Source organism: Planococcus citreus, assembly GCF_003664125.1.
Classification (GTDB): Bacteria; Bacillota; Bacilli; order Bacillales_A; family Planococcaceae; genus Planococcus; species Planococcus citreus.
Genome location: NZ_RCCP01000001.1, coordinates 789,631 through 816,547, shown reverse-complemented (window position 1 = coordinate 816,547; position 26,917 = coordinate 789,631). Strand labels below are relative to the sequence as shown.

Annotated in this window: 25 protein-coding genes; 21 read left to right on the top strand and 4 right to left on the bottom strand. The window is 41.3% G+C overall.

Features of this window, described 5'->3' with window-relative positions; all coding sequences use genetic code 11:
- Nucleotides 1–48: 48 nt before the first annotated feature.
- The 5 genes from DFR62_RS04050 to DFR62_RS04030 all read left to right on the top strand — a co-directional run bounded on the left by DFR62_RS04050 (nt 49) and on the right by DFR62_RS04030 (nt 6,652).
- Entirely contained in the window at nt 49–1,014 is a 966-nt protein-coding gene (locus tag DFR62_RS04050) for a patatin-like phospholipase family protein (protein ID WP_121298179.1), read from the top strand.
- Nucleotides 1,015–1,107: 93 nt separating this feature from the next.
- A complete protein-coding gene (locus DFR62_RS04045; RefSeq protein WP_121298178.1) occupies nt 1,108–2,133 on the top strand; it encodes an acyltransferase in 1,026 nt (341 codons plus the stop codon).
- 227 nt (nt 2,134–2,360) lie between these two features.
- The gene (locus DFR62_RS04040; RefSeq protein ID WP_121298177.1) at nt 2,361–2,735 is read left to right on the top strand and encodes a hypothetical protein; all 375 of its coding nucleotides are present in this window, start codon (nt 2,361–2,363) and stop codon (nt 2,733–2,735) included.
- A 485-nt stretch (nt 2,736–3,220) separates the two neighbouring features.
- Nucleotides 3,221–4,123 carry an Ltp family lipoprotein gene (locus tag DFR62_RS04035; RefSeq protein WP_121298176.1) on the top strand — a complete coding sequence of 301 codons (903 nt, stop codon included), beginning with the start codon at nt 3,221–3,223 and terminating at the stop codon, nt 4,121–4,123.
- A 513-nt stretch (nt 4,124–4,636) separates the two neighbouring features.
- The gene (locus DFR62_RS04030) at nt 4,637–6,652 is read left to right on the top strand and encodes a bifunctional 2',3'-cyclic-nucleotide 2'-phosphodiesterase/3'-nucleotidase (protein WP_121298175.1); all 2,016 of its coding nucleotides are present in this window, start codon (nt 4,637–4,639) and stop codon (nt 6,650–6,652) included.
- A gap of 612 nt (nt 6,653–7,264) precedes the next feature.
- On the opposite strand, the gene DFR62_RS04025 is transcribed toward DFR62_RS04030, so the two are convergent.
- A complete protein-coding gene (locus tag DFR62_RS04025) occupies nt 7,265–7,630 on the bottom strand; it encodes a hypothetical protein (protein WP_121298174.1) in 366 nt (121 codons plus the stop codon).
- Between the two features lie 323 nt (nt 7,631–7,953).
- On the opposite strand from DFR62_RS04025, the gene DFR62_RS04020 reads away from it, so the two are divergent.
- The 4 genes from DFR62_RS04020 (at nt 7,954) to DFR62_RS04005 (ending at nt 11,067) form a co-directional block, all read left to right on the top strand.
- A complete protein-coding gene (locus DFR62_RS04020; protein WP_208640406.1) occupies nt 7,954–8,976 on the top strand; it encodes a dTDP-glucose 4,6-dehydratase in 1,023 nt (340 codons plus the stop codon).
- Nucleotides 8,977–9,012: 36 nt separating this feature from the next.
- Nucleotides 9,013–10,173, top strand: a complete 1,161-nt coding sequence (locus DFR62_RS04015) for a glycosyltransferase (RefSeq protein WP_158290845.1) — start codon at nt 9,013–9,015, stop codon at nt 10,171–10,173.
- Between the two features lie 199 nt (nt 10,174–10,372).
- Nucleotides 10,373–10,567, top strand: a complete 195-nt coding sequence (locus DFR62_RS04010) for a hypothetical protein (protein WP_121298171.1) — start codon at nt 10,373–10,375, stop codon at nt 10,565–10,567.
- 260 nt (nt 10,568–10,827) lie between these two features.
- Nucleotides 10,828–11,067, top strand: a complete 240-nt coding sequence (locus DFR62_RS04005) for a hypothetical protein (RefSeq protein ID WP_121298170.1) — start codon at nt 10,828–10,830, stop codon at nt 11,065–11,067.
- Between the two features lie 151 nt (nt 11,068–11,218).
- Here DFR62_RS04005 and DFR62_RS04000 read toward each other — a convergent pair whose 3' ends face one another.
- The 3 genes from DFR62_RS04000 to DFR62_RS03990 form a co-directional block, all read right to left on the bottom strand.
- Nucleotides 11,219–11,794 carry a hypothetical protein gene (locus DFR62_RS04000; protein ID WP_121298169.1) on the bottom strand — a complete coding sequence of 192 codons (576 nt, stop codon included), beginning with the start codon at nt 11,792–11,794 and terminating at the stop codon, nt 11,219–11,221.
- 260 nt (nt 11,795–12,054) lie between these two features.
- Nucleotides 12,055–12,975, bottom strand: a complete 921-nt coding sequence (locus DFR62_RS03995) for an LCP family glycopolymer transferase (protein ID WP_175578546.1) — start codon at nt 12,973–12,975, stop codon at nt 12,055–12,057.
- A 13-nt stretch (nt 12,976–12,988) separates the two neighbouring features.
- Complete coding sequence (locus DFR62_RS03990; RefSeq protein WP_121298167.1) at nt 12,989–13,780, bottom strand: SGNH/GDSL hydrolase family protein; 792 nt, start codon at nt 13,778–13,780, stop codon at nt 12,989–12,991.
- 177 nt (nt 13,781–13,957) lie between these two features.
- Here DFR62_RS03990 and DFR62_RS03985 point away from each other — a divergent pair, with 177 nt between their 5' ends.
- The 12 genes from DFR62_RS03985 to DFR62_RS03930 all read left to right on the top strand — a co-directional run bounded on the left by DFR62_RS03985 (nt 13,958) and on the right by DFR62_RS03930 (nt 26,833).
- On the top strand, nt 13,958–14,692 hold the full coding sequence (locus DFR62_RS03985) for a YveK family protein (RefSeq protein ID WP_121298166.1): 735 nt from the start codon (nt 13,958–13,960) through the stop codon (nt 14,690–14,692).
- Entirely contained in the window at nt 14,685–15,389 is a 705-nt protein-coding gene (locus DFR62_RS03980; RefSeq protein ID WP_121298165.1) for a CpsD/CapB family tyrosine-protein kinase, read from the top strand. Before DFR62_RS03985 ends, DFR62_RS03980 begins: the two co-directional genes overlap by 8 nt.
- A gap of 183 nt (nt 15,390–15,572) precedes the next feature.
- The gene (locus tag DFR62_RS03975) at nt 15,573–16,340 is read left to right on the top strand and encodes a tyrosine-protein phosphatase (RefSeq protein ID WP_121298164.1); all 768 of its coding nucleotides are present in this window, start codon (nt 15,573–15,575) and stop codon (nt 16,338–16,340) included.
- Nucleotides 16,341–16,465: 125 nt separating this feature from the next.
- A complete protein-coding gene (locus DFR62_RS03970) occupies nt 16,466–18,307 on the top strand; it encodes a polysaccharide biosynthesis protein (RefSeq protein ID WP_121298163.1) in 1,842 nt (613 codons plus the stop codon).
- A 33-nt stretch (nt 18,308–18,340) separates the two neighbouring features.
- A complete protein-coding gene (locus tag DFR62_RS03965; protein ID WP_121298162.1) occupies nt 18,341–19,021 on the top strand; it encodes a PIG-L deacetylase family protein in 681 nt (226 codons plus the stop codon).
- A gap of 18 nt (nt 19,022–19,039) precedes the next feature.
- Nucleotides 19,040–19,810, top strand: coding sequence for a formyltransferase family protein (locus DFR62_RS03960; RefSeq protein ID WP_241663162.1), 771 nt, complete (start codon nt 19,040–19,042; stop codon nt 19,808–19,810).
- A gap of 63 nt (nt 19,811–19,873) precedes the next feature.
- Nucleotides 19,874–20,503, top strand: a complete 630-nt coding sequence (locus tag DFR62_RS03955; protein ID WP_121298161.1) for a sugar transferase — start codon at nt 19,874–19,876, stop codon at nt 20,501–20,503.
- A gap of 14 nt (nt 20,504–20,517) precedes the next feature.
- The gene (locus DFR62_RS03950) at nt 20,518–21,378 is read left to right on the top strand and encodes an NAD-dependent epimerase/dehydratase family protein (RefSeq protein WP_121298160.1); all 861 of its coding nucleotides are present in this window, start codon (nt 20,518–20,520) and stop codon (nt 21,376–21,378) included.
- 254 nt (nt 21,379–21,632) lie between these two features.
- The gene (locus DFR62_RS03945; RefSeq protein WP_121298159.1) at nt 21,633–22,883 is read left to right on the top strand and encodes a glycosyltransferase family 4 protein; all 1,251 of its coding nucleotides are present in this window, start codon (nt 21,633–21,635) and stop codon (nt 22,881–22,883) included.
- A 92-nt stretch (nt 22,884–22,975) separates the two neighbouring features.
- Nucleotides 22,976–23,986: a Gfo/Idh/MocA family protein gene (locus tag DFR62_RS03940; RefSeq protein ID WP_121298158.1), complete on the top strand. Its 1,011-nt coding sequence runs from the start codon at nt 22,976–22,978 to the stop codon at nt 23,984–23,986.
- Between the two features lie 22 nt (nt 23,987–24,008).
- On the top strand, nt 24,009–25,331 hold the full coding sequence (locus DFR62_RS03935) for a nucleotide sugar dehydrogenase (RefSeq protein WP_175578547.1): 1,323 nt from the start codon (nt 24,009–24,011) through the stop codon (nt 25,329–25,331).
- A gap of 305 nt (nt 25,332–25,636) precedes the next feature.
- The gene (locus DFR62_RS03930) at nt 25,637–26,833 is read left to right on the top strand and encodes a lipopolysaccharide biosynthesis protein (RefSeq protein WP_121298157.1); all 1,197 of its coding nucleotides are present in this window, start codon (nt 25,637–25,639) and stop codon (nt 26,831–26,833) included.
- The last annotated feature ends 84 nt before the right edge of the window (nt 26,834–26,917 follow it).

The following is a 26,917-nucleotide window of genomic DNA, read 5'->3' as shown; positions in this document are numbered from 1 at the left end:
AACTAATAGAAGAAACGAAACACACATCTATAGAAGGAGGCTGTCCATATGAAGAAAATCCTATCGATCGATGGCGGGGGCATACGGGGGATTTTGCCGGCGATGATGCTGTGTGAACTGGAGCGGCGGACGGGGAAACCGGTCTCTGAACAATTCGATATCTTCGTTGGCACGTCGACCGGGGCGATCTTGGCGCTTGGACTTTTGGTACCGGATGGCAAGAAGCCGCGCTATACGGCGAACGACATCCTCAAGCTCTACGAAACAGAAGCCGAGCGCATGTTCCGGAAATCCTTTCTCCACCGCTCGTTCGGCCTCGTCGGGCGTTTTCTTCATACGCAATACAGCCACCGCGAATTCGAACAAGTGCTCAAGCATTACTTCAACGACTTGAAATTATCCGACCTGTTGCAGCCAGCTGTCATCCCGACTTATGACATCCACGGACGGCATGCGCATTTCTTCAAAAGTACCGTCATCAATTTGAACGAACGCCAGCCTGACAGCGAAATCCGCCACATCATCCGAGCAGCGACGGCGGCACCGAGTTATTTTGCGCCAGCAAAGATCCCGGATTATCCGAAAGCGGCGTTTATCGACGGCGGCGTGTTCGCCAATGACCCGGGGATGAGCGCTTATACGGAAGGGCTCGAACTTTACGGAGACGAAGAGGAAGATTTTCTGCTCGTATCGCTTGGCACCGGGGAAGCGCAGCGTGAAGTGGAAGTGACCGGCTGGCGGGCCTTTTTCCATTACGGCTGGGCGCGGTCTTTATTGAAAGTGATGATGGACGGCAGTTCCGACTCCGTCGACCATCAACTGCGCCATTTGTTGAAAGACGAGGGAATCGACCAGCGCTATTACCGCTTCCAGGAAAAGCTGCCCGCGGACGATTCCGGGATCGAACAGCTTGACCGCGTGACGCCGGAAAACCTCGCCCGGCTGCGGCAAGTCGCGAAGCGCATGATCGACAGCCAAAGTGCTGAACTCGACAAATTGTGCCGCTTGTTATGAGTTGTCATCGAAGTGTAATGCGTTTGTCGTGGTAATTGCAGCGGCGGCTCGGTTAAAATAAGCGAGGAATCATAGTGAAAAGAGGTCAACCCAATGGCACGAAGATACGGCTATATGGACTGGATGCGGGTGTTTGCGATCATTACGGTCGTTGGCGTCCACGTCGCATCGAAAATCATCAATAATTACACAACCGGCGATTGGGAATGGCATTACGCAAACGCGATCGACAGCGCACTCCGCTGGTGCGTGCCGATCTTCTTCATGCTGAGCGGCGCATTGCTCCTTACGCGCGACTCAAAAGAACAGATCGGTGAATTTCTCCGGAAGCGGCTCGGCAAAGTCCTATTGCCGCTCGTGTTCTGGAGCGCCATCTACATGGCCTATAATATTTTTCAACTCGGGGAGGAATATACGCCAGGGCAAATGCTCGGTGCATTCATTTCAGACGATATTTATTTCCATCTTTGGTTCCTCTATATCATCACGGGGCTGTATTTGATGGCGCCGTTTTTACGCATACTCGTTAAGCATATGGACAAGACGATGTTCCATTATTTCTTCGCATTCTGGTTCTTGTTCTCAGCCGCGGTGCCGATTTTCACGCGGGCGACAGGTTATGAAGTCGCTTTTGCGGGGCAAATGTTCGCGCCGTATATAGGCTATTTCCTTCTCGGTGCATATCTGGTCATGTACCCATTGCCGAAGCGCTGGCTACCGACACTTGGAGTGCTCGCGATTATTGGCTATGCGGTTACGCTGTACGGAACGGTGTCGGCCAATGTGGGGCGTGAAGCGGGCGATTTCGATGACTTCTTCTACGAGCATTATTACCCTCACGCGATCTTTGTTTCGCTCTTCGTCTTCGTTGCGTTCCAGCAACTCGGCAAGAACTTGAAATCGACGCCGCTCATTACGCGCATCAGCACGGCGACGTTTGGTGTCTATATCATTCACCCGCTGATCCAGACGTATTTGAACCGCTTGTTTAATTTCAACGAAACGACCATCAACGTGTGGATTGGCGTGCCCTTGTCGTGGATCGTCATCTTCATCTTGTCGTATGTCGTCATCCGCCTGATGCAGAAGACACCGGTAGTGAGAAGGCTAGTGCCATAGGGAATCTAAGCACTTATGTCTATATAACTCTATACACAAGAGGCCACTGATTAATGTGGCAGTGTGTGGACGGGGTTAATGATTAAAAATTTGATGGATTTGATAGAATAACTCGTATTAAACGGAATACCATGATAAGCTGTATTTAATTGTAAATAAAGGCGGGTTTGTGGGTATAAAGGGGTGATAGTATCAAGAGGTCGATTTGGCTAGGCGTAATGATAGCGATGGCGATTGTGCTATCGGCATGTACACATAATGAAGTCATACGGGTCGGCGTGCCATTTAGCGATGGCTTGACCGAAGGGGTTCATTTCCAGAAAGACATCAGTGACCGAGCTTCCATTGTGTCACTCAGAACGATTCTGCAAAACGAAACCGAGCTCGAGTCGCTCGACCGGTTGTCGGTTGAACCGCAGGCTGTCTTCACCATTGACCGCCCAGACGATGGCGTCCAGGAAGTCCGTCGTTTTGTCTGGTACCGCGACAATGGCCGGGCCATCATGTCCAATGAACGCAACGTCCTATCCCATAAAGAAAACCAAGAATTCTTCAGGCTGACGGCAGAACAGACGCAAGATCTGAAAAAGATTCTTCAATAGGACGTATAAATAGCATAAAGGTAATAAAGCTCTGTTGTTTGCAGGGCTTTTTGTTTTGGCAAATAGAGCGGCCAAAGAAGGAAGAGGCGACACCCAACAATTCAAAGATTTTGGTTTTGGGTATCGGACGGAGAAAGTTTGAGTGGATCCGCTATGGCAACTTTGTCTTCCGTTTCACAAGTGAATGGATAAGAAACAGGAAGCTAAAAATCAGATGTAGAATTTCAAAATTAGACACTTTAGTTAAACAAAGGCAGGCCGGAGAAAACTTTTCTTGGGTCTGCTTTTTTGATTGAAGAAATCTTGGAATTAGAATAAATAGATTTTTTCATTGTTTTAGTAATAATTAATCATTATAATGAAAATTAAGACAATTAGTTCGGTTAAAAAGTTCTATTGAAGGAGTTGGCATATAGTCATTAATAAATACGAATAGGCTAATCCTTGTTTACTGCCATCCAATCATTTAATGAGGAGGGAAAAGAATGGATAATGTTTTCTTGCTGCTGTTTTTGCTTTCTGGGATTGCCTTGATTATAGGTTTAATCAAACCGAGCCTTATTTTGAAGTGGCTGCCTGAATCCGGACGCAACCGAAAGAAAGTTGTGATGTACTTTGTGCCTGCGTTATTGATTTCGTTCGTAATGCTTGGAGTCACGGCGGATCCGGTCGAAGAAGATCTGGCAGCTGTGGAAGAAGTAGAAGCTGAAGCACCGCCTGAGGAAGAAACAGCCGATGAAGATGCTGAGCGCGAAGCGGAAGAACAAGCCGCTCGCGAAGCGGAAGAAGCTGCGGAAGCTGCAGCAAAAGAGGCGGAAGAACAAGCTGCGGCAGAAGAAGCAGAACGTGAAGCAGAAGAAGCCGCCGCCCGCGAAGCTGAGGAAGAAGCAGCTCGCAACGCAGCTGAAGAGGAAGCGGCAGAAAAAGCCGCAGCAGAAAAAGCGGCTGCCGAAGCCGGAACGCTATCCCAACAACAAGCAGTCGAACACGCCAAAAATTACATCAGCTATACTGCCTTCTCGAAGAACGGCCTAGTGGAGCAATTGGAATTCGAGGGCTATAGCAATGCAGATGCTGTATACGCAGTCGACAAAATCGATGTCGATTGGAGAGCTCAATCTGTCCTCAAAGCCCAAGATTACCTGGCATACACAGCCTTCTCCAAATCTGGCCTCATCGAACAGCTGGTCTTCGAAGGTTTCAGCAATGAAGATGCCGCGTATGCTGTCGAAAACATCACTGTCGACTGGAGAGAACAAGCCGTCAAAAAAGCACAGGATTACTTGGACTACACGCCATTTTCCAGAGCCGGTCTCATTGAACAGCTGGAATTTGAAGGCTTTAGCAATGCTGACGCCGTCTACGCAGTAGACACAATTGGTTTGTAACCAAAGAAGAATCGTGCAAAACTCAAAACAAAACGGAGCGGTCAAAGCGACTGCTCTTTTTTTACGGATTGAAGTTCTACAAACACTAAGCTGTATATAACAGCGGATGCGGGATGCAAAACCACTCACTCGTGACTATTCACAATCAACGAGATCTAAAAGCGGTTCCGCGCCAAGGGTGAAGCGAAGCAATAAGACAAGCGTTCTTCTTAGCTTATTGCGAAAGCTCAACCCCAAGCGGACACTGCGGCTACATAAACAGACACTAAAAACAGAACCAATTACAAGTCTCTATCAACTTCAGTTGAATGTAATTCCCACCCCATCTCACACAACTAATCAATTAGCTATAATTCTCGCATGACTATTTGTTCTCCAGAAACCCATCAATACAGTTCCATCAAGTAAAGCTTATTACAATAGACACAATTTTGTGTAAACGCATTCTATTCCGAAACCCGAAGTAGTATAATAACTTTGCTTGACCATTATGAACTAAGAGGAGATGGAAGAATGAGCAAGAAACTATCCTTGACGCTCGCCGCTTCGGTGCTTGCGCTAGGCAGTTTGACAACGGGGGCACCAGCGATTGCAGCGGGAGATAGCAATCCGCAAGCGCAAGAGAACCCTGGAAAAGGCAAGGGGCAAAGCTTTAAAGAATACATCCAGGAATGGAAGAACAGCGGCAAAAAAGGAAAACTCAAAGAAGTGGAATTACAGATTCTCGGCACCTCAGATTTACATACAAACTTCGTTAACTACGATTACTACCGCGACGCGAAATCCAATTCATTGTCGCTCGCGAAAACAGGAGTCTTGATTGAAGATGCGCGCGAGGAAAATGACAACACATTGTTGTTCGATAACGGCGACTTGATCCAAGGCACTCCGTTCGGCGGCTATAAAGTGAATGTCGATCCGCTCGAAAAAGATGAATTGCATCCTGCATTCGCAGCGCTCGAGTCACTCGATTTCGATGCGTCGACACTCGGCAACCACGAATTCAACTTCGGCCTTGAGTATCTCGATAACGCATTAGAGGAAGCACCGTTCCCGGTACTCAATGCCAATGTCTATGATGTAGAAACCGGCGAGAACCGTTTCACGCCGTACACGATCATGGATAAAGAAGTGACGGACCGCAAAGGCAAGAAACACACGATCCAAGTCGGCGTCATCGGCGTCGTGGCACCGGGCATCATGGAATGGGACCGCGCGCATCTTGAAGGCGAAGTCATCGCCAAAGATGCTGTCGAAACGGTCGAGAAATTCATTCCGGAAGTCGAGAAAGCAGGAGCGGACGTCGTCGTTGTTCTTTCCCACTCCGGCATGGGCGATGAAGTCCATACGGTCGGCGAAGAAAACGTTACCTATCAATTAACGGAAGTGGACGGCGTCGATGCCATCATCACGGGCCACAACCATGACGTGTTCCCAGGATCTTATAGCGAATTGGCGAATGTCGACCAGGAAAACGGAACGATCAACGGCACGCCGGTGGTCATGCCTGGTAAATTCGGCAGCCATCTCGGCGTCATCGATTTGACGCTGGAGCCGCGCGGCAAGAAATGGCGCATCACAAACGGTGAAGCGGAACTGCGCGCCATTGATTCAAAGACAGATGAAGTCGCTGAGCAAGTGATTGAAGCCGTGAAAGAAACGCACGAAGGCACGGTGGAATACATCCGCAGCCCTGTCGGCGAAACAACGGCTCCGATCAACAGCTATTTCTCACTTGTGCAAGATGACCCGTCCGTGCAGATCGTCAACAATGCACAACTTTGGTACGCCGAGCAGCAACTCGCTGGAACGGCAAACGCAGATCTTCCGTTACTTTCCGCAGCAGCTCCGTTTAAAGCAGGCGGACGCAACGGCGGCGATTACTACACGAATATCGAAACTGGCGAAATCGCCATCAAGAACGTCGCAGACCTTTACGTCTACGACAACACTGTCTTCGTCTTGAAACTGACAGGCGCAGACCTTAAGGAATGGCTCGAAATGTCAGCCGGCCAGTTCAAGCAAATCGACCCGAACGCAGCGGGCGAGCAGACATTCATCAACGACAACTACCGCACGTATAACTTCGATGTCATCGACGGTGTCACATACGATATCGACATCACAGAGCCAGCGAAATACGACGGCGAAGGCGCTGTTGTCAATGAAGGCGCAGAACGCATCGAGAACCTTCAATACGAAGGTGCAGCGATCGACCCGAACCAGGAATTCTTAGTTGTGACGAACAACTACCGTGCAAGCGGCAACTTCCCAGGCGTCCGCAATGCAACAGAATCCATCGACTTTGCGTATGAGAACCGCCAAGCGATCCAGGATTACATCGTAGAAGTCGGTACAATCGACCCGTCTGCAGACGGTAACTGGCAGTTTGCGCCGGTAGCAGGCGACCCGAATCTTGTGTTCGAAACGTCGAATTCAGCACAAAGCTTGGCAGAAAAAGAGCCAGCGATCCAGTATATCGAAGCCACACAAAACGGCTTCGCGAAATACGGCTACACGATCCAGTAAACAGAAAAACAGACCGGAGAGATTTTTTCTCGGGTCTGTTTTTTTGTTTTATATAGGAAAGGATAGTGGGGGGAGATTGCGCTGCAAGCCGACGCTTTGGGTCTGCAGGATGCGGGTCATGCAGCTGATGCGACAGGACGTCGCGTTTTCAAGCTGCCCGGGGGCCGGCTTCAGCCGCTTCCAATGCAAAGTTTCTTTGTGCAGTGGAATAGACAAGCTTTAGTCAGTCACCCCAAATACTAAGTGTCAATACAGCCGTGCGATAAGTACTGTAACACTCACATCTCACTAACTCTTCACAATGAAATTTCCAAGCAGTTCCGCGCCATGGGTGAAGCGAAGCAATCATCAACTTCAGCAAAGTCATTTCTCTGCTGTCGCTTTGCTTAGCCTCGCTTAAACACCTTGCTCCCACATCTGCGAGGCAGATGTGTCGCAAATGAATCGGCTCAACTGCCTTTCGCCAATTCATTGGCTTATGGCGAAAGCTCAACCCTAAGCGGTGACTGCGAATAAAAACAGACGCATCAGGCAACCAGTTCTCCATTCACTATAACCAGAACAAGGTGAATGAGCCAGATTGACACAAATCCCCCTAGCGGGGCTGATCCCTCAAGCCAAAGATCCTTCAGCTTTCAACTTCCGATAAGCCGCAATCCCGTAGAACAGATAAACCACAAACACCGTCACAGCGAGCGATGCGGAGATATTGGACAGCGTGAACATCTGATAGGCAAACCAGAGAAGGAACAGCGAGCCCACTAATAGGCCAGCGCGTTTGTTCTTGCGATAGATCGTCATGAAAATAATGGCAGAGAGTGCCCCCATAATGAGCGCAGCGCCTACGAAAAGAATATACATAACAATTGGTATCTCGATACGCCACATCTCCTTTCTTTCCGTTACCTTACCATACCCAATTTCGCTTTCTTCTACATAATAGCCACCTTTTCTAACGCCGAAAACCCCAAGATTCATTCTTTCTCTCTAATTTCTAATACAAAACACGATTTCTAATAGCAATAATTTATAAAGAAACGGGGTTTACTGCAAGTTTGTTCTCTTCTTATTAAGTAAATGGATAATATCTTGCAATAGTTATAACTATAGTCTCTTAAAATTTACCAAAAGTGTTCCATAATACCTAATTTTTTTGTATACTTAAACCATTATTTAAAATACAAGTTTTTTACTTGTTTTTAACTTCTGACCGGTAAATTAGAGAAAACGGCGGAAGAGGTGGGGGCACCATGAGAACTGATGTGGGATTCAAACCGATAGGAGAGGAGGAAAAGCCAATCATGAGAACGATTTTAGTAACGGGAGGACACGGCTTTTTGGGATCGCGCTTTATCCACGAATTACTTATCAAATACCCGGCCTACCAAGTAGTGGCGATCGACGAGGAAGCGGACAACGTGCCGGAACTGTTGCGGCCGTTAGCAGCTTGCAATCGCTATGCGTTTCACCAAGTCGATATCCGCAATAGCGATGCGGTCGCACAACTATTCGAACATTATGAGATTAGCGATGTCGCCCATTTTGCGGCGAAAACGCATGTCGGCGAATCGATGCGAAATCCGGGCATTTTTGCGGAAACCAATGTGCTCGGCACGTTCCATGTGCTCGATGCCGCGCGCAAGCAATGGATGGATGGCCCGTTTGAAATGAAACCACGCTACGCAGGCTCACGCTTTTTGCATATCTCGACCGATCAAGTATACGGTCCGAGAGCAGATGGTTTTGCGGACGAGACTTTGAAATACGATCCGATCAGCCCCTACGCGGCGAGCAAAGCGAGTTCGGATTTGATGGTCACAGGATTCCATGAGAGCTACGGGATCGATACGGTCATCTTGCAGGCATCGAATGTCTTCGGTCCGCATCAGCAAGACGATAAGCTCATTCCGATCATTTTGCAAAAAGCCCTATCCGGCAGCATCATCCCTGTCTATTCAGGAGGCGAAGATGTCCACGACTGGCTGTATATCGATGATTTCTGGCGTGCCGCAGATACCGTGTTCCATTTAGGTGATGCAGGCGAGACGTATCTTGCGGGAGGCGAGGCGCCGCTCAAGACACTCGAAATCGTGGAACGGATCTGCGCATCGCTCGACCGTCATTTCCCGGGAAATGATAGCTATCAGCATTACATCCGCTTTGTAGAACAGGCAGGCGGGGCCAAGGCGCCTCACCGGTTCGCCGTTTCAGCCGACAAACTGAAACTAAAGCTCGATTTCGTCCCCGAAACTCATTTCGATCAAGGCATCAAAGAAACCATCGACTGGACGCTGTCGAAAAAGCGGCTCTGGGAAGTTGTATAACACGTAAACCAAACGACAGTTGCCATGAGGTGTCCCATGATCCCATTTGAAACGATTCATAATGAAGAAAGCCATCACAAGGCGAGCGGCCAAGTCCGGAAAATTGCCCTCGTCCATAAACATATGAAAGCGGGCGGCGTGGAAGCGCTCATCATCCGCATGTCGCGCTGGCTGGTAGATAACGGCTACGAAGTAAGTGTCTTTCTCTACAGCAGCGGCGGCCCACTTCTCAAACACCTCCAGCAGATCGATGGGCTTGAGCTCATCGTCCGCGATAACGGCAAGGAACCGCCGCTCGATTTGTCCGTATTGAACCAGCTCGTGCGGTCCGATAAATACGATCTGGTTTATTCGTTCAGCCCGTCCGGCTTGTTGTTGTCGTATGCGTTGCCTGCACATGTGCGCCTATCCGGCGTCTATCAGCCGGAACTGTATAAGCTCGAACGCAATAAAAAAATTATCCGCGCGCTGAAGGCGATTGATAAAGGGTTTCATCAAAAACTGGTGTTCATGAACCCGACCATAAGGCGCTATACGGCGAGGGCATTAGAGACCGAAGTGCCGGAACAATTCATGCCGCCGCCTGTGGAACAAGGTACTGAAGACCAACAGCTCGGCAGCCCGCATTCAAGGCGCATCGTTTCGGTTGGGGCGATCCAAGCCTTCACGACCCATTACGCACAAGTGATCGAGTTGATGGAAGAGCTCATCCAGATCGATCCCGAATTTACGTACCATATTTACGGGGAAGGGCCGGACGAAGCGCGTCTCCGGAAAAGCATCGACGAATCCGAAGCAAGGGAACACATCTTTCTGCATTCGATGCCAAAAGGCGGGCGGATGGAAGATGTGCTGAAAGACAGTTTCTGCTTTATCGGATCGGGTGCGGTGATGATCCAGGCGTGCGGAGCGGGCGTTCCGGGCATCACGTCACGCGCCAATGACGCCGAAGCGCTATCGGAAGGCTATTTCCATGAATTGCCGCCTTATGAAGTCGGGGAATCTTACTGGGAAGCACCAGAGACTTACGAAATCGGCGAGCTGGTGAAAAATCTGCTCGTCTCGGAAAACGCCTACCGAAAAGTGGTGGAACGCTGCAAGCAAAAAGCACGCAAGTTCGGAATCGATGCCGTGATGAAGGAGTTTCTCGAGCTGGCGAACGGAAAATTGCCACAGGCAAACAAAAGTGAGGGCTAATAGTGCTAAATATAATTCGTCTGAAAGTTCGCTCAAAAAAGTGTCGTTCAAGACGAATTGATGAAAATGGAAAATATTTATCGGTTATTTGTATCATTTGGTCTAGGAATTGGAGAAAACCTGCTGTATACTAAAAATTAGATAATACAGGAAGGGACTCCAGTCACTCCCTGAATAAGCAGAAAGCAGGTGGAGCAGGATGGATTTTGCTGAATACCAACACCGCTTAGAGAAAAAATACGGGGAACCGATCGAACAAATCATGCGCACCATCTACATCGACAAAGATTACGGCCCTGCCACTGGCGCCCAGGAACTTGGGATCCCAAGGCAAGTGTTTATGCATTTCGTCCATGAATTCAATTTAAAGCCTGACAAGTTGCAGCGCCTGTGATTATACAAACCGCCCATTTTCAGATGGAGCGGTTTTTTCTTTGCAGAAATCTTGTTAAGAATGCACTAAATGACAGAGGTGCAAAGACAGAAAGAGGATGAATGAACCGGTTTAAAAATATTTTCTTTAATTTATTTGTATTAGTAGGTACAAATATTCAAAAATTGACTAGTCAAAAGGATATAAAAGGAATATAATAGGTACATCTTATGAAAACAAACTGTATCTAAACGCAATACACAGGAGGAGTGTCCGGGCGCATGAAAGATTACGAACTAGTGAAAAAGCAATTGGAGAGAGAGCATAAACAAACGATTGATGATATTATGTACGATTACTACATCGAGAAAGATTTGGGTCCAGCTGTCGGTGCAAAAGAACTGGGGATTCCGCGCCGGGCATTCGTCTACTTCGTCCAGCAATGTGAGCTGCAGGCGGCCAAGTTCGACCTCATTAAAAAAAAAGCACTGAACTCCGGTGAATTGATGGCTGCCCTTTGAGGGTGGCCATTTTTTATTTAAATCGAAGAGTTTTATATCTGTAGGACAACCTTTTGTTGAATTTATACCGTTAAAGTGAAAGTGTGTTTGAATAAAAAAGCCCCTCTATTATTGAGTTGCACACTAATAATAGAAGGACAATTTGATTTTATTAAGCGGATAAAGATGAAATTTTTTTACTCCAATACATGCCTTGCTTATAAGCTTCTAGATAAATTTCGCTATCCAGATCAATTCCACCTTTTTCATCAAGTATGACAATGGAGCTATAGGGAGTTACGCTGTTATTATATGATAGCACTAACTCTATTTTATGGACCATTTTCTTTCCATGCTTTTTGCCAGTCACACCACCTATTATAGCTCCTACTCCTCCTAATGCTAAACCACCAATGGCTGCTCTGCCAACAGCACTAGTTAGAGAAGACCTATATTCAATTGTGTCATCAATAATCAATTTCACGTCTGTTATGTTATGATAATGGCGACTAATATAGCCATTGTGTTCAATTATCCACAACATTCTAGTGCCCGTATTATCTAATAAAATTTGTCCACCGTTGAATAATTGCCACTCATAATACGTCATGTTGTTTTCATTAATAAGATTATCCATTTTTTCTTTAGCAATCTGCCCTTCGTTATGATCATTAACTAAAGGTGCTACTGCACTTATAAATGCTAATATTACGGTTGCAACAATAATGAATAATATAAATCCACCCATCCATTTTCCTTCTTTCTTAATATATGTAGTTTATATTTAACAGGTCTTCCTATCCTTCTAATTTACCTGAAATCTAAATATTAACTCATATGTTATTTGTTAAAAATTTTTTAATATAAAGCAGTACTACGATTGTTTAATATTGAGGTTGTTTGGGTAATTTGATTTTTCTTTTTATTAATTTGACTCTCCATTTTAATTGCTACACAAAAGTGGCCACCCTGAAGCTTTGTTATTCCGCTTCGGCGTGGCCTCTTTTTTTAATCTATTGACTCTGTAAGTTCTAAATGATCTTTCAAAGTCGACTGGATTTCTGCAAGTTCTGCATCGTCCATCATGTAATACCAGATGCCGTTAATGGTTTCCCCGTAGCCGTCTTCAACAATCATCTGATCAACATTGGTTACCGCGTCTTGGTAATTGCGTTGTACATCGACCATTTCGTCGAAGGTCATGTTCGTCCGGACGTTTTGCCCGAGGGCATCAAAGATGTCTTTGTAATTCCAGAGGCTGTTAATGGAAGCGCCTTTTCTCATGATGCCTTGGATGACTTGTTTCTGACGGTCCTGGCGCCCGAAGTCGCCGCGCGGATCTTGTTTGCGCATTTGGACGTAGTCGAGAGCCTGTTCGCCGTTCAATTGGATTTCGCCTTCTGGGAAGTTATCGAACGCGAGTGAGTTGTTGACGGTCACGCCGTCCACGGCATCGACGATATCTTCAAAGCCTTCCATATTCACTTGCACGACGTAATCGATTGGGATATCAAGTAAATTCTCAGTTGTATTCATCGACATTTCAATGCCGCCGAATGCATAAGCATGGTTGATCTTGTCTGTCGTGCCGCGCCCGATAATTTCGGTGTAAGTATCACGCGGAATGGAGACCATTTTTGTTGACTGTGTTTCTGGGTTAACGGTCATGACGACCATCGTGTCCGAACGGCCGCGATCATCTTCGCGTTCGTCAACGCCGAGCAGTAACACAGAGAATGGATCTTGCTGGTCGAATTCAACGATTTCAGTCCGTTCAACAGACGGTTGTTCGCGTTCGACTGGTTCGTGCATTGTATCAAGTGTTGTCGTGAAGTTTGAGTAGACGCTATAGGCATAGATGCCGCCAGCGATAACTGCCAAAAGCAATGCAATGAGCACGTACTTGGGCCATTTTCGTTTCTTTTTCACATTCGTTCCTCCGTTAGTTCGCGATAAAATAATTGCTTAATTCAGATGCCCACGTTTCAGCGCCCTTATCATTAGGGACGGCATCTTCGGTCAAATGTTCCTTCAAAGCGATGTCGTCCGTGTCGGGCCATGCATCCCAGTGCTCAATGTACGGATGGCCGTAAAGGTTTGCGAATTCCTCGAGTGCCTGCACTTGTGCCAAATAGAACCCGGCACCATAAATCGGCTGCGGTGCGTGTAGGACAAGAACTGCGTCTGGATTTTCTGCTTCCAGGCGAGTGGTGAAGTCACGGACGTCTTTGCGTTCATCTTCAATGGAGATGCGGTCGTTGTTCATAAGCGTCATCGGTTCGAGTAAGACTAGATCGTAGCCGGCGGATAAATCCACGCTCGGCAAATTGTAGGATGTTCCTTCTACTGGCTCAATCGCAACTTCAATCGAATCGCCATATACTTCATCTAATGAAGTCTTCAAGCGTTCCGCATAACCTGGATTGCCGGATTCGAGTGCTTCAGATCCCGCAATTAATAGTTGAAGCGTTTCGCCTTCTGTCCCTTTTTGAAGGAACAGCTTCTGGACTTGTTCATCCATATTGGCGAAGAGATCGGTATTCACAGATTCGCCATTTTTTTCTTCACTTTGTGTGTTTTCGGTTTCGCTCGTGGTGTTTTTACTTTCGGTGCTCGCTTCAGCGTTTGTGCCGGTAGCGCCTTGCAATTTGTCCTGCCAAGATAAGTAAGAAAAGACAAGGATTCCTAAGCAGGCAAGGACTGCAACGAGCCCTCCTAATTTATACAACTTCATACTTTACTCCTTTCAAAAATAGCCATTTATATAAATTAAAGATAGCATAAATCCATCCTTGTTCCTATATAACTTTTTAAAATTGGAAGTCCAAATGGTATATTCCTGTGATATACTGTCTTATGTTGTTTAAATTTGTCTATTATTTAAATTGAAATAGAAGGAGCCATTTACTACATGGAAGAGACTATTAGCTTACAGGATTTATTCAAGACATTAAAAAAGAACTTCGGAATTATTGTCCTTACGACGATCCTTGCGATCACGATTGCAGGAGCGGTTTCGTTTTTGTTTCTGACACCGATTTATGAGAACTCAACACAAATCCTCGTCAATCAAGAACAAACTGAAGCATCACAGATGACTAACCAAAACATCCAAACTGACTTGCAACTCATCAATACATACTCGGTCATCATCAAAAGCCCAGCGATTCTCGATCAAGTCATCGAGCAGATGAATTTGGATATGAGCGCTGAAGCATTAACTCAAAAAATAACAGTAAATACAGCAGAAAACTCGCAAGTCGTGAACGTAGTCGTACGCGATGAAGATCCAGCGCAAGCAGTGGAAATCGCCAATACAACAGCTGAAGTATTTGAAAACGATGTTCGTGAATTGATGAATGTCGACAACGTATCAATTTTATCCCCTGCAGTATTGAAAGAAAACCCAAGCCCGGTTGAACCGAACCCGATTCTTAACATGGCAATCGCTGCAGTAGTAGGTTTGATGCTTGGTGTCGGTATCGCATTCTTACGTGAATATCTGGATACATCAATGAAGACAGAACAAGACATCGAAGACATCCTCGGAGTTCCGCTACTAGGTGTGATTTCACCAATCAAAGAAAAAGCAGAACTTGAAACAACAACGAGCAATCGCAGAAAGGCGGCGGAATTGAATGGCTAAGAAAAAACAGAGTTTGCAAGCAACTGCACGAAAAGTCGTTACGCATACAACGCCTCGCTCGGTCGTTTCTGAACAATTTCGTACTTTGCGGACAAACGTCAATTTTGCATCGCCTGATATGGAACTTCGTTCAATCGTTGTCACTTCCGCTGCACCAGGGGAAGGGAAGTCGACAACGTCCGCGAACTTAGCGACCGTCTTCGCGCAAGAAGGAAAGACTGTCTTGCTTGTAGACGGCGATATGCGAAAACCAACGACTCATTATACATTCCATATGCCAAACACTATCGGTCTATCCAACGTCTTGACGCGTCAAGCAACAGTGGAAGACGCAATCCGTCCGACGACAATCGAACGTCTCGACTTGATGACATGTGGACCTATTCCGCCAAATCCGGCAGAACTATTGGCATCTAACGCGATGGGGATGCTCATCTCTGATTTGAAGAAACGATATGACGTCGTGATTTTTGACGCCCCGCCTGTATTGTCTGTAACGGATGGTCAGGTGCTCGCGAATAAATGCGACGGTGCCATTTTGGTCGTCAATTCCGGAAGTACAGAAAAGGAAATGGCAGCCAAGGCAAAAGAAGCAATCGAAGCGTCCAATAGCAAATTAATCGGCGCCGTATTGAACAATTTTGAGCTGGCAAAAGACAGCTATTATTACCAATACTACGGCAATGCTGAAGAGTAAAAGGGGCATCTTCTCCTTTTGCTTTTTCTTTTAGATACGACACCCAATTTTTTCAAAGAAAGATTTAAAGCTAGCCATAATTGGTAAATCTATCAATCATAAGCGAATATATAGAGAACTCTTATAGAGAAATGAATACCTGGACCTGAGAAATGATTGCCGAGCAACAGGAGGGAACTAGACATGATCGATACACACTCACATATTTTACCAGCACTGGATGACGGTGCAGAAACAATGGAACACACGAAGCGGTTATTGGATATGGCAGTTAAAGAGCAATTGACAGGAATCATCGCGACTCCGCACGGCCACCACCCAAATTTCAAGACCGATATCGCAGCACTTCATATGCAATTGAAAACAGTGAAAGACTATGTAAAAGAAGCACAATTGCCACTTGAAATCTACAGCGGACAGGAATGCCGCTTGTCGGATAAACTACCGGAACGTCTCGCAAATGGCGAAGCCTTGACTTTAGCAGAATCACGCTATGTGTTATTAGAGCTTCCTTCTTCTGGAATTCCTGCTTATACCGTCCCAGTCATTCAGCAATTAATCACTTCCGGCTATATTCCAATCATTGCTCATGCAGAGCGCAATCAAGGCATTATTCAAAAGCCTGAACGTTTAAAGAAGCTATTGATTCACGGTGCCATGGCTCAAGTGACAGCTGGATCCCTCTCTGGGAGCTTCGGTAAAAGCATCCAAAAAACAGCACTTCAGCTCATCGATGCCAACATGATTCACGTATATGGTTCGGATGTGCACAGTGAAGATGTGCGGCCGTTCCATTTCAATGCGGGCCTTGATGTGCTGGAGAAAAAGAACCGTCACCAGATGATTGACATTCTCCTGGAGAACAATGACCGCATCCTCCTGGACCAAGACTTGTACGTTCTTGAGCCACAAGACATAGGAAAGGGCAAGTGGTGGAATATCTTTGCTTAAAACCTAATATTTTAGTATGAATTTTACATTTCTGCTCTATCTTTACTGGAAAATGCATGTTAAAATTAGCAACAGATTTCCAGCACTTATGTAAATAGTAATGCCTCGTGAAAGGGTGGATCCACATGTCACTGAAAAACAGAATGTCTTTACTCATAGTAGTCGATTCGCTGATCGTATTTTTCTCCATCTTTGTCGGCTACTATATCCTCTACCCTTACGTAGATATCTTCGAAAATCAATTCCTCTTAGCAAGCGCATTAACTATCTTTATCGCTCATCACGTTTTTGCCATGTATTTTGGTCTTTACCGAAAAGTATGGGAATATGCCTCTATTGGTGAACTTTCTTCTATTGTAAAAGCTGTAACTTTATCCATTGTCGCAATTGGACTTGTCCAATTCCTCTATCGTGGCGACATCTTAATTCGTGCGTTAGCTATCACTTGGATGCTTCATGTGCTTTTAATCGGTGGTTCTCGCCTTTCGTGGCGCATGATGCGTGGTCGAGCTTTTAAATTGAAATCTTCAGCTCAAAATCTGAAAAGAACAATGATCGTAGGTGCAGGAAAAGCTGGCACGCTTGTTGCACGCCAATTATTGAATAATCCTGAAAATGGATTTTTGCCTGTACTATTTGTCGATGATGACAAGAACAAGCATGGTCTCGATATTTACGATGTCCGTGTCGTTCATGGTGAGACAAAAGATATTGGCGACATCGCAAAAGACAATGCGATTGAGCGCATCATCGTTGCTATTCCCTCACTTTCCAAGCAAGAAGCTGCAGAACTAATTAAGCACTGTATGGACACCGGTATCAAAACTCAGACTATCCCCCTTATTGAAGACGTTATGACGGGGAAGGTTTCTGTGACTGACATTCAAGATGTGAAAATTGAAGATCTTCTCGGACGTGAAGAAGTGAAGCTTGATATGAACAAAATCGCTGATCAACTAACGGGGAAGACGATTTTAGTGACCGGCGCAGGTGGTTCGATTGGATCCGAAATTTGCCGTCAAATCGCTCGCTTTGGTCCAAAACAACTTTTATTACTTGGTCATGGTGAAAACTCTATCTATCTAATAGATATGGAGCTGCGAAAAGCTATCGGTAACGAAACTGAGATTGTGCCTCTAATTGCAGACATTCAAGATCGCGAAAGAATTATAGCAATTATGGATGAATACAAGCCAGATGTTGTATATCACGCTGCAGCACATAAGCATGTTCCTTTAATGGAAGGAAATCCGATGGAGGCTGTGAAAAACAATATTTATGGAACGAAGAATGTCGCTGAAGCTTCCCATATGGCTGGAGTAAGAAACTTTGTCATGGTATCAACCGATAAAGCAGTTAATCCACCGAATGTGATGGGAGCCTCGAAGCGTTTTGCGGAGATGATTGTCCAAAACCTAGCGAAGCGAAGTGAAACAACTTTTGTTGCAGTTAGGTTCGGTAACGTGCTTGGATCCCGTGGATCAGTTATTCCACTCTTCAAAAAACAAATAGCAGCTGGTGGTCCGGTGACGGTTACACACCCAGATATGACGCGCTATTTTATGACGATTCCCGAGGCTTCACGACTGGTAATACAAGCTGGAACATTAGCACGTGGTGGAGAAGTATTTGTTCTTGATATGGGAGAACCAGTTAGGATAGTTGATTTAGCGAAAAATCTTATTCGTTTATCTGGTTACTCCGAAGAAGATATTCAAATTAATTTCTCAGGAATTCGACCTGGAGAGAAGATGTACGAGGAATTATTGGACTCTGATGAAATTCAGGATAAACAAGTGTTCCCGAAAATTTTCATTGGAGTAGCAAATCCGGTAGCGGAATTAGAACTGAAGTACATAATGGAAAAACTACATGAAATGAACGATATAGAGCTGAAAGAAGTTCTAGTAGGCTTAGCAAATCGTAAAAATGTTGGCGAGTCAAACATTCTCGTCAGCAATCAGTAAGTGAAAATACAATAGTAAGGATCAGGTGGGAAAATGTCATATTTAGTTGTAGTAGCACATCCAGATGATGAAGTTTTAGGGGCAGGAGGAACAATTCACGCTTTAACGCAAAGAGGAGAAGAAGTGAATGTTTGTATTCTTTGCTCAGAAGTAGAAATTCGTAACTTCCGACCTACAACTGAAGAGTTGAATTCAGACTTAAAAGAAGCGAATAAATTACTAGGAGTAAACAAGGTGTTTCAAGGTGGATTTCCCAATATTGCTTTGAATACTGTGAAACAAATCGAATTGGTTCAATTCATTGAAAAAGTAATGATTGAGACAAAAACAGAAGTCCTTTTTACCCATCATCCAGGTGATTTAAATAACGATCATTATCATGTATCTATCGCTTGTCAAGCAGCGTCCAGACTTTTTCAAAGAAGGTCCGATGTTGTTCAGTTAAAAGAACTATTATTTATGGAAATCCCGTCTTCAACGGATTGGGCTCTCAATAGTTCGTTAAATACATTCAAAGCCAATGTGTATTTTGAAATCCACGAGTCAGGTGTAGAAAAGAAAGTCGAATCACTTTCAAAGTATCGAGGAGTAATGAGGGACTATCCTCATCCGAGAAGTGCTGAAAACCTCAAAAGTTTAGCTACATATAGAGGAAGCCAAGCTGGACTTGTCTACGCTGAAGCTTTTGAAAGTGTATTTAGAAGAGTTTTTTAATAGAGGAGAGCATAAACTATGAAAATAGCATTTGCTACATGTGTAGAGCTAGGAATGAGTTGTATTGAAGAAATCTACCGTCTTGACGGAAAACTGGATCTTTTAATTACGCTAAAGGATGATAAGGCAAAGAAAAAATCCGGAAGAGTTTATTTAGATGACTTTTCTTCTAGACATCAAGTTCCTTTATTAAAAATCAATAATATTAATGATAAAGAAGTACTTTTCGAACTAAAGATTAAAGAAATAGACTTGCTGTTTATTATCGGTTGGTCTCAAATTGCAAAAAAAGAGTTATTGGATACGCCAATACATGGATGTATTGGTATGCATCCGACCTTGTTGCCTCAAGGAAGAGGAAGAGCGGCAGTTCCTTGGACAATCTTAAAAGAACTTAATAAAACAGGTGTTACTGCTTTTAAGATTAATGAAGGTGTAGATACAGGACCTATCATTGATACTGTTGAGATTTCTATATCTCCTACAGAAAATGCAACAACTTTGTACAAGAAAGTAAATGAATCTCATGTTAAATTGATGGAGCAAGTTTGGCGATTAATTATAGAAGATAACTTGAAAACAAAAGAGCAAGATGAAGCGCTTGCGACTTACTGGGAAGGAAGAAAGCCAGAAGATGGAGAGATAACTGCTTCTAATTCTATGAAAGAGGCTGACCTATTAGTTAGAGCGGTAACAACCCCTTACCCAGGTAGTTATTATATATTTGAGGGCCAGACTTACCGGATATGGGAAGCAAAGTGTGCAAAAAAAAAAATGAGAATGAACTAGTTTTACCATTAAAAGACGGTTACCTAATTCCCTTAGTTTATAAAGTAGAGGAAGTAATGCACAATGCGTAATTTTCAATTATTAATTAAAAGAATTTTCGATTTTTGCGTCTCATTAATATTGGCAATTATCTTATCTCCATTTTTTTTACTAGTGTCTTTATTGATAAAGATTTCATCAGAAGGACCGGTATATTTTAAACAACAGCGTCCAGGACTCCACGGAGAAATTTTTGAAGTGTATAAGTTCAGGACTATGAAGCCTGGTTCTGAAAAAATGATTACCGGTAAAGAAGTGTTATTGAATGACAATAGAATTACTACTATTGGAAAGTACTTGAGAAGATTTAAAGTTGATGAGCTGCCTCAAATTTTTAATGTTCTTAAAGGAGAAATGAGTCTGGTAGGGCCGAGACCAGAACGACTAGCCTCCCTTGATGCTTATACAGATGAAATCTCTAAAAGATTGGACATAGTTCCTGGAATGACAGGTTTAGCACAAGTAAGTGGGAATATTTACATCACTTTACAAGATAGATATAAATACGATATATATTATGCAGAAAATTTCAATATATGGTTAGATGTTAAAATTATTTTCCGGACAATTGGTGTGATTTTATTTGGTGAAGATAAATATATCAATAACTCTTTAGTTAATATAAAAGTAGCAGTGAAAGAGAATAATATCTGAGAGGTGGTTAAGTAATGAAGAAAATACTTATAACAGGGGAGAACAGTTATGTAGGCTCTTCATTGAAAGCTTGGTTATCTAAGCATCCAGTAATATATTCAGTAGACACAATTAGCTTGCGAGATAATCAGTGGAAAGAAGTATCTTTTGCTGGCTACGATACAGTTCTTCATACTGTTGGAATCGCTCATGTAGAAGCAAAGCCTGAAATGGAAGACTTGTATTATAAAATTAATAGAGATCTAACAATTGAAGCAGCAAAAAAATCAAAAGATGATAAAGTAAAACAGTTTATTTTTCTTAGTAGTATTATCGTTTATGGCGATTCTAGTAAAATAAATCAACCTAGAATAATTGATGAAAATACAATTCCAACACCAGCTAATTTTTACGGCAATAGCAAATTACAGGCAGAAAAAGGGATTTTGCCTCTAGAAAACGATGATTTTAAAGTAGTAATAATTAGACCTCCAATGATTTATGGAAAAGAATCAAAAGGAAACTATCGAAAATTAGTTAAAGTTGCTTCAAAATTACCGGTGTTTCCTGAAGTAAACAACGAACGCAGTATGTTACACATCGATAATCTGTGTGAATTCATACGACTTTTAATTGATAATGAAGAAAAAGGGATTTTCTTTCCACAAAATGCTGAATATGTAAAAACAAGTGAAATGGTTAAAGTGATAGCGGAGGTACAGGGAAAGAAAATAAAGTTAACTAAAATTTTTAATCCATTCGTTGTGGGTGTGGGGAAATATGTAAAGATTACCAATAAAATATTTGGTAATCTTGTGTACAAGCAGAGTTTGTCGGAATATAAAAATGAATACAGGATAAAAGATTTTAGAGAATCAATTGAAGATAGTAAATAGAACTTATAAGAAAGGCAAGAAAAATATATAAGTTGTAATAATTTTTAAAAAAGATGCTCTTAGTATCTTTAAATCTATTGTTCTAGTAAGTAAATTTATTTAAGTGGGCTTAAACATATTTCATCAAACTTATAAAGAGTAACTACTTTAAGTTCAAAAATTATAAAGATTATATTTTATACAACTGAACGAAGCGGGATAGTCTGTTTTTTATCGATAATCATTATTATTATAACGACCTTGAGGAGTATATTATGAAAACAATATGGATATTAGATCATCACGCCTCAGAACCTAAGTATGGTGGTATTACAAGACACTATGACTTTGCCAAAGAATTGGCTAAACGTGGGAAAAGGGTAGTTGTAATAGCTTCTTCTTATTCCCATTTTTCCAAAAAAAATATTTTTGACGAAGATTATAAAATAGTGGAAATATCTGAAAATGCACATTTTGTTTATCTGCGTACTACACCTGAATATACTGAAAACAGCCCCAAAAGGTTCCTTAATATGGCTTCTTTTGTCCGAATGGTTAGAAAGTATCGAGATAATATTGCAAAAGCACTGGGAGAACCAGACTCAGTAATGGGTTGTTCTGTTCATCCACTTACTTGGATTGCAGCGTATAATTGTGCAAAAAAATACAAGGTGAAATTTTTCATTGAAGTACGGGATTTTTGGCCAGATTTTTTTATTCAGGCAGGTACATTTTCAAGATATCATCCAATAGTAATTTTTTTCTCGATGTTAGAAAAATGGGCATACAAAAATGCTGATAAAATAATAGTTTCGTTGCCATTTGCAGAACGATATATCTGCGATAAGTTAGGGTTTTCTAAGGAAAAAGTTGTTTGGATAGGACAACCTATGGATTGTAAAAGATTTGACGAATATAGCGTCTCAAAAGTAAAACTAATTCCTGAAGAAATTACAAACTTCATAAATGATTCTTTTGTTTGTACATTTACTGGGTATTACAAAAGTTATGAAGGCGTATTAACAATGTTAAAAGCTGCAAAGATTTTACAAGATAAATCCATACCTGTAAAATTTGTATTTGTAGGAAATGGAAGCGAAAAAGAAGAAATGTCAGATTATGTAAGAGATAACCAGCTTTTTAACGTATATGTAGGATCGCGTATAAATAAAGAAGCAATACCCACCTTATTAAGAAAATCTCAAATTAAGTTAGGGGCTCTATCTCTTAATAATAAAGACGCTTTCGCGTATGGAATATCTAAAAATAAAATAAATGAATATCTATATTCGGGGGGATGTACAATATTCGGATTTTCTCACTTAAACAACGCAGTCGACCTTTCAAAGGGAGGGTATGTTATAGAACCTAATGATGCGGATTTACTTGCAAATACAATCATTAATGTCTATCAAAAGTCAAAAGAAGAACTTATAGAAATAGATCAAAATGCAAGAAATTATATTGAAAAAGTTCATGGTGTAAACATTTTATCAGAAAAATTAGAGAAAGTTTTATTGCAATGACTTTATGTCTATCTTCAACCTACATAGAAGAGTAATTTATGTGTTTATCTTGTCAATAAAAATAACTATAAAAAGAAAGAAGAGAAATTTAAATGAACTTTGCAATAATAGGATGCGGATTTATAGCTAAAAAACATGCACAAGCAATTGAGAATATACCTAACGCAAAATTGATAGCTGTTTGTGATAAGTACCCGGATGCGATGGATTTTTATGTTGAAAACTATAATGCAACAGCCTACGTAGATTCTATTGAAATGCTAAAAGACAGCAGAATTGATATTGTTTGCATTTGTACGCCTAGCGGATTTCATGCTGCTGTTGCAGAAGAAGTGGCTGTAGCCAAAAAACATATTGTATTAGAAAAACCAATTGCAATGACAATTAGAGAAACAAATCGCATTATTAATGCTGCTGAATCAAATAATGTTAAATTGACGATTGTGCATCCAAATAGATTCAGAACAGTAGTACAAGAAGTTAAAAAAATTCTTAATGAAGATTTACTAGGAAAAATTAGCCACGCAAATTGTCTTGTGAATTGGAATCGTGGACAAGAATATTACGATCAAGCTTCGTGGAGAGGAACGAAAGCGCATGACGGTGGAGTATTAATGAACCAAGCTATTCACAATTTAGATTTACTCCTTTGGTTTATGGGAAAGCCGAAAGAAATATTCAGTATGGAGGCTACTAGATTAAGGGATATTGAAGCCGAAGATGTATCTACCGGAATTATAAGATTTGAAAATGGCGCATTGGCAAATGTTCAAGCATCAACAACTGTTTATCCGAAAAACTTTGAAGAGTCTATAACTATTTTTGGTGAAAAAGGAACAATTAAAATCGGGGGAACAAACGCTCTCTTTTTCGAAAAGCTAGAAGTTAAAGATTTAGATGAGACTGAAATTAGTAGGATAATAAGTAAAGTTGAAAAAGATCCTTGGGGGCCTCCAGGTCATCAAAGAATTATTGAAGAAATGATATTAGCTATAGAAAATAATAAAAAACCTTCTGTTACAGGACAAGATGGTAAACAAGCATTAGAACTAGTATTGGCTTTTTATAAATCAGCTGAATCAAAAGAAATTGTAAGTTTATAAAAATTAGATAAGGGGTTTGAAAATGAAAATAAATACAATAGAACGACTAGAAAATGAACTCGTTAAAAAGTTAAATACAAAAAATGCAACAATTGGTGTTGTAGGGTTAGGTTATGTCGGTTTACCTTTAGCTGTAGAAAAAGCCAAAGCCGGTTTTAATGTAATTGGCTTTGATGTTCAAGAGGATAAGGTGAAAAATGTAAATGATGGTATAAATTACATTGGGGATGTATTGCCAACTGACCTTGAATCATTAGTATCTTCAGGGAAATTGAAAGCTACCTCTGACTATTCTTTTATAAAAGACGTAGATGCAGTAGCAATATGTGTTCCAACCCCTCTAGATGTTTATAAACAACCCAATATGGCATATGTTGAAAGTTCAGCTAAAGCAATAGCTGCTAATTTCACTAAAGGAACACTAATCGTCTTAGAGAGCACGACCTACCCAGGCACTACAGAAGAGCTAATTAAGCCAATATTAGAGGAGTCAGGAATGGTATGTGGAGAAGATTTCTTTTTGGCATATTCACCAGAACGCGTAGATCCAGGCAATAAAGACTTTAATACAAAAAATACTCCTAAAGTAGTGGGAGGAATAACTGAAAGTTGTACAAAAGTGGCTGCTGCAATGTACAGAGCAGTTTTGGATGGAGATGTACATGAAGTTTCAAGTCCTGCTGTAGCAGAAATGGAAAAACTACTCGAAAACACTTTTAGAAATATTAATGTGGCTTTAGCAAATGAAATGGCTATTTTATGTCATAAGATGGGTATTGATGTTTGGGAAGTTATTGATGCTGCAGCAACGAAACCATATGGATTCATGCCCTTTTATCCCGGACCAGGCCTCGGAGGGCACTGTATTCCAATCGATCCATGGTACCTAACTTGGAAAGCAAGAGAATATAATTACCATACTAAATTAATCGAAACTGCTGGAGAAATTAATGATAGTATGCCAGATTTTGTTGTACAGCGTTGTGCCGAAATTTTAAATAAACAAGGCAAAGCTTTAAATGGATCGAAAATTTTAGTTTTGGGCGTTGCCTATAAAAAAAATATAGATGACTACAGGGAATCTCCAGTATTACCAATTTTAAATCGTTTATCTTTGGCAGGTTCAAATTGGAGTGTAGTTGACCCATTTGTGGCTAAATTTAAATTAGAAGGAGAAATTATTCATACTATTGATTTGAAAGATGAAACAATACAAGAGGCAGATCTCGTCTTGATAACGACAAATCATAGCAATTTTGATTATGAAAAAATTAGTAAATTTAGTAAAGCAATATTAGATACTAGAAATACAAATGTAAGTAATGAGCTGTATTTTAAAATCTAATTAAATTATTATTGATAAAGGGTTGACCGTTTCAAATAGAAAACTGTATAAAAATGCATAAAGAAATAATATAGAAATCATATTAGTTTTGATTTTTGGTATTTCAATACTTGTTTTATTGATATATGAAGTATGGGTCAAGCTAAAAAAGAATTTAAGTAGTTTTCTTTAAGAGTAGGTGTAAAATTTTCTTTATTTTTGCTTTTGTAAGTATGAATAAGGTAAGGAGTGATTATTTTAAATTCCGCTATTTTTTCATTAATCCTTATTCACATCTTTGTATTTTTTGATAGAAGGTTTGTATAATGAATAAAAAAAAATTCTTAATTGATTCTTTACTAAATATATTTTCTACTACCTTACCCTTATTAGTTTTACAATTAGTATCTCTGCCTATAGTTGCCAATCAGACAGGTTCTGATAAATTCGGAGTGGTGATAACTGTAATAAGTGTAATTACAGTTATTGGCCATCCTTTAGGAAATGTTTTGAATAATATTAGGTTATTAAAAAATGACTTTTATCTCCAAAAAGGTCTTGTTGGGGATTTTAATTATTTACTTATTGGCTCTTCTATCTTTAGTGCCTTATTAGTTATACTTATTTCAATTTTTTATATTAACGATTTAAATATATTTAATATCATACTATTAGTTTTGATTGTAGTATTATCCGTACTGAAAGAATACTTATTAGTAAGTTATAGGATTACTTTAAATTTTAAAGGCATACTATTAAATAATTTATTATTAAGTATAGGATATGGTTTAGGGACTATATTTTTTTTCTCTTTAAATTATTGGGAGATCATTTATTTGTGTGGTTTACTCGCAAGCATAGTTTACATTATCTTAACTACATCTTTGCTATCTGAGCCAATTAAAAAAACAAAACAATTTAAATATACACTTATAGAATTCACAATACTCTATGGGGCGGGGCTTCTCAAAAACTTTTTAAATTACGCTGATAAAATTATACTTTTACCGATACTTGGCCCCAAAAATGTATCAATATACTACGCAGCCAGTATAGTAGGGAAAATTGTTTCACTTGCTTTTGGTCCTATAAATAATGTGATTTTAAGTTATTTAGTTAAAATTGAAGAAATAAATCATAAGGTCTTTATTAAAGCTTTATCAGTAATTCTAACAATTGGTATAGCTGGTTACTTTTTAACCATTTATATAAGTCCTTTCTTTTTGAATTTCTTTTATCCTTTATGGGCTGAAGAATCTTTGAATTTAATATATATTACTTCAGCTACAGCTATAGTTGCAATTTTTTCATCAGTATTTCAACCCTTTAACTTAAGATATAATAAGATGAAATGGCAAATTTACATGAGCATTTCAAATTTAATATTCTTTCTCTTACTTACATATTTACTAACTACAAAATATGGCTTAATTGGTTTTACAACAGCAGTTTTATTTTCAAGTGTTTTCAATTTTGTTTTTCAATTAGCGCTTTATTTTACAAATTATTCAAAAAAAAAGTAATCAATTAAGTGCAAATTTTTATAAACATGATAATTTAGGAGCATTTTACTAGTAGAGTGTTAGAAAAATTTGAAGTTAGGAGTA

Bases quoted from the DNA above. Each gene is read 5' to 3' on its own strand.
- DFR62_RS04040 (WP_121298177.1), top strand. From the start codon at position 2,361: ATGGCGATTGTGCTATCGGCATGTACACATAATGAAGTCATACGGGTC.
- DFR62_RS03975 (WP_121298164.1), top strand. From the start codon at position 15,573: ATGATCGATACACACTCACATATTTTACCAGCACTGGATGACGGTGCA.
- DFR62_RS03985 (WP_121298166.1), top strand. From the start codon at position 13,958: ATGGAAGAGACTATTAGCTTACAGGATTTATTCAAGACATTAAAAAAG.
- DFR62_RS03930 (WP_121298157.1), top strand. From the start codon at position 25,637: ATGAATAAAAAAAAATTCTTAATTGATTCTTTACTAAATATATTTTCT.
- DFR62_RS04030 (WP_121298175.1), top strand. From the start codon at position 4,637: ATGAGCAAGAAACTATCCTTGACGCTCGCCGCTTCGGTGCTTGCGCTA.
- DFR62_RS04020 (WP_208640406.1), top strand. From the start codon at position 7,954: ATGAGAACGATTTTAGTAACGGGAGGACACGGCTTTTTGGGATCGCGC.
- DFR62_RS03990 (WP_121298167.1), bottom strand. From the start codon at position 13,780: ATGAAGTTGTATAAATTAGGAGGGCTCGTTGCAGTCCTTGCCTGCTTA.
- DFR62_RS04050 (WP_121298179.1), top strand. From the start codon at position 49: ATGAAGAAAATCCTATCGATCGATGGCGGGGGCATACGGGGGATTTTG.
- DFR62_RS03940 (WP_121298158.1), top strand. From the start codon at position 22,976: ATGAACTTTGCAATAATAGGATGCGGATTTATAGCTAAAAAACATGCA.
- DFR62_RS03965 (WP_121298162.1), top strand. From the start codon at position 18,341: ATGTCATATTTAGTTGTAGTAGCACATCCAGATGATGAAGTTTTAGGG.
- DFR62_RS03960 (WP_241663162.1), top strand. From the start codon at position 19,040: ATGAAAATAGCATTTGCTACATGTGTAGAGCTAGGAATGAGTTGTATT.
- DFR62_RS03955 (WP_121298161.1), top strand. From the start codon at position 19,874: ATGCGTAATTTTCAATTATTAATTAAAAGAATTTTCGATTTTTGCGTC.
- DFR62_RS04015 (WP_158290845.1), top strand. From the start codon at position 9,013: ATGATCCCATTTGAAACGATTCATAATGAAGAAAGCCATCACAAGGCG.
- DFR62_RS03950 (WP_121298160.1), top strand. From the start codon at position 20,518: ATGAAGAAAATACTTATAACAGGGGAGAACAGTTATGTAGGCTCTTCA.
- DFR62_RS04000 (WP_121298169.1), bottom strand. From the start codon at position 11,794: ATGGGTGGATTTATATTATTCATTATTGTTGCAACCGTAATATTAGCA.
- DFR62_RS04005 (WP_121298170.1), top strand. From the start codon at position 10,828: ATGAAAGATTACGAACTAGTGAAAAAGCAATTGGAGAGAGAGCATAAA.
- DFR62_RS03980 (WP_121298165.1), top strand. From the start codon at position 14,685: ATGGCTAAGAAAAAACAGAGTTTGCAAGCAACTGCACGAAAAGTCGTT.
- DFR62_RS03935 (WP_175578547.1), top strand. From the start codon at position 24,009: ATGAAAATAAATACAATAGAACGACTAGAAAATGAACTCGTTAAAAAG.
- DFR62_RS04045 (WP_121298178.1), top strand. From the start codon at position 1,108: ATGGCACGAAGATACGGCTATATGGACTGGATGCGGGTGTTTGCGATC.
- DFR62_RS04010 (WP_121298171.1), top strand. From the start codon at position 10,373: ATGGATTTTGCTGAATACCAACACCGCTTAGAGAAAAAATACGGGGAA.
- DFR62_RS03970 (WP_121298163.1), top strand. From the start codon at position 16,466: ATGTCACTGAAAAACAGAATGTCTTTACTCATAGTAGTCGATTCGCTG.
- DFR62_RS04025 (WP_121298174.1), bottom strand. From the start codon at position 7,630: ATGAATCTTGGGGTTTTCGGCGTTAGAAAAGGTGGCTATTATGTAGAA.
- DFR62_RS03945 (WP_121298159.1), top strand. From the start codon at position 21,633: ATGAAAACAATATGGATATTAGATCATCACGCCTCAGAACCTAAGTAT.
- DFR62_RS04035 (WP_121298176.1), top strand. From the start codon at position 3,221: ATGGATAATGTTTTCTTGCTGCTGTTTTTGCTTTCTGGGATTGCCTTG.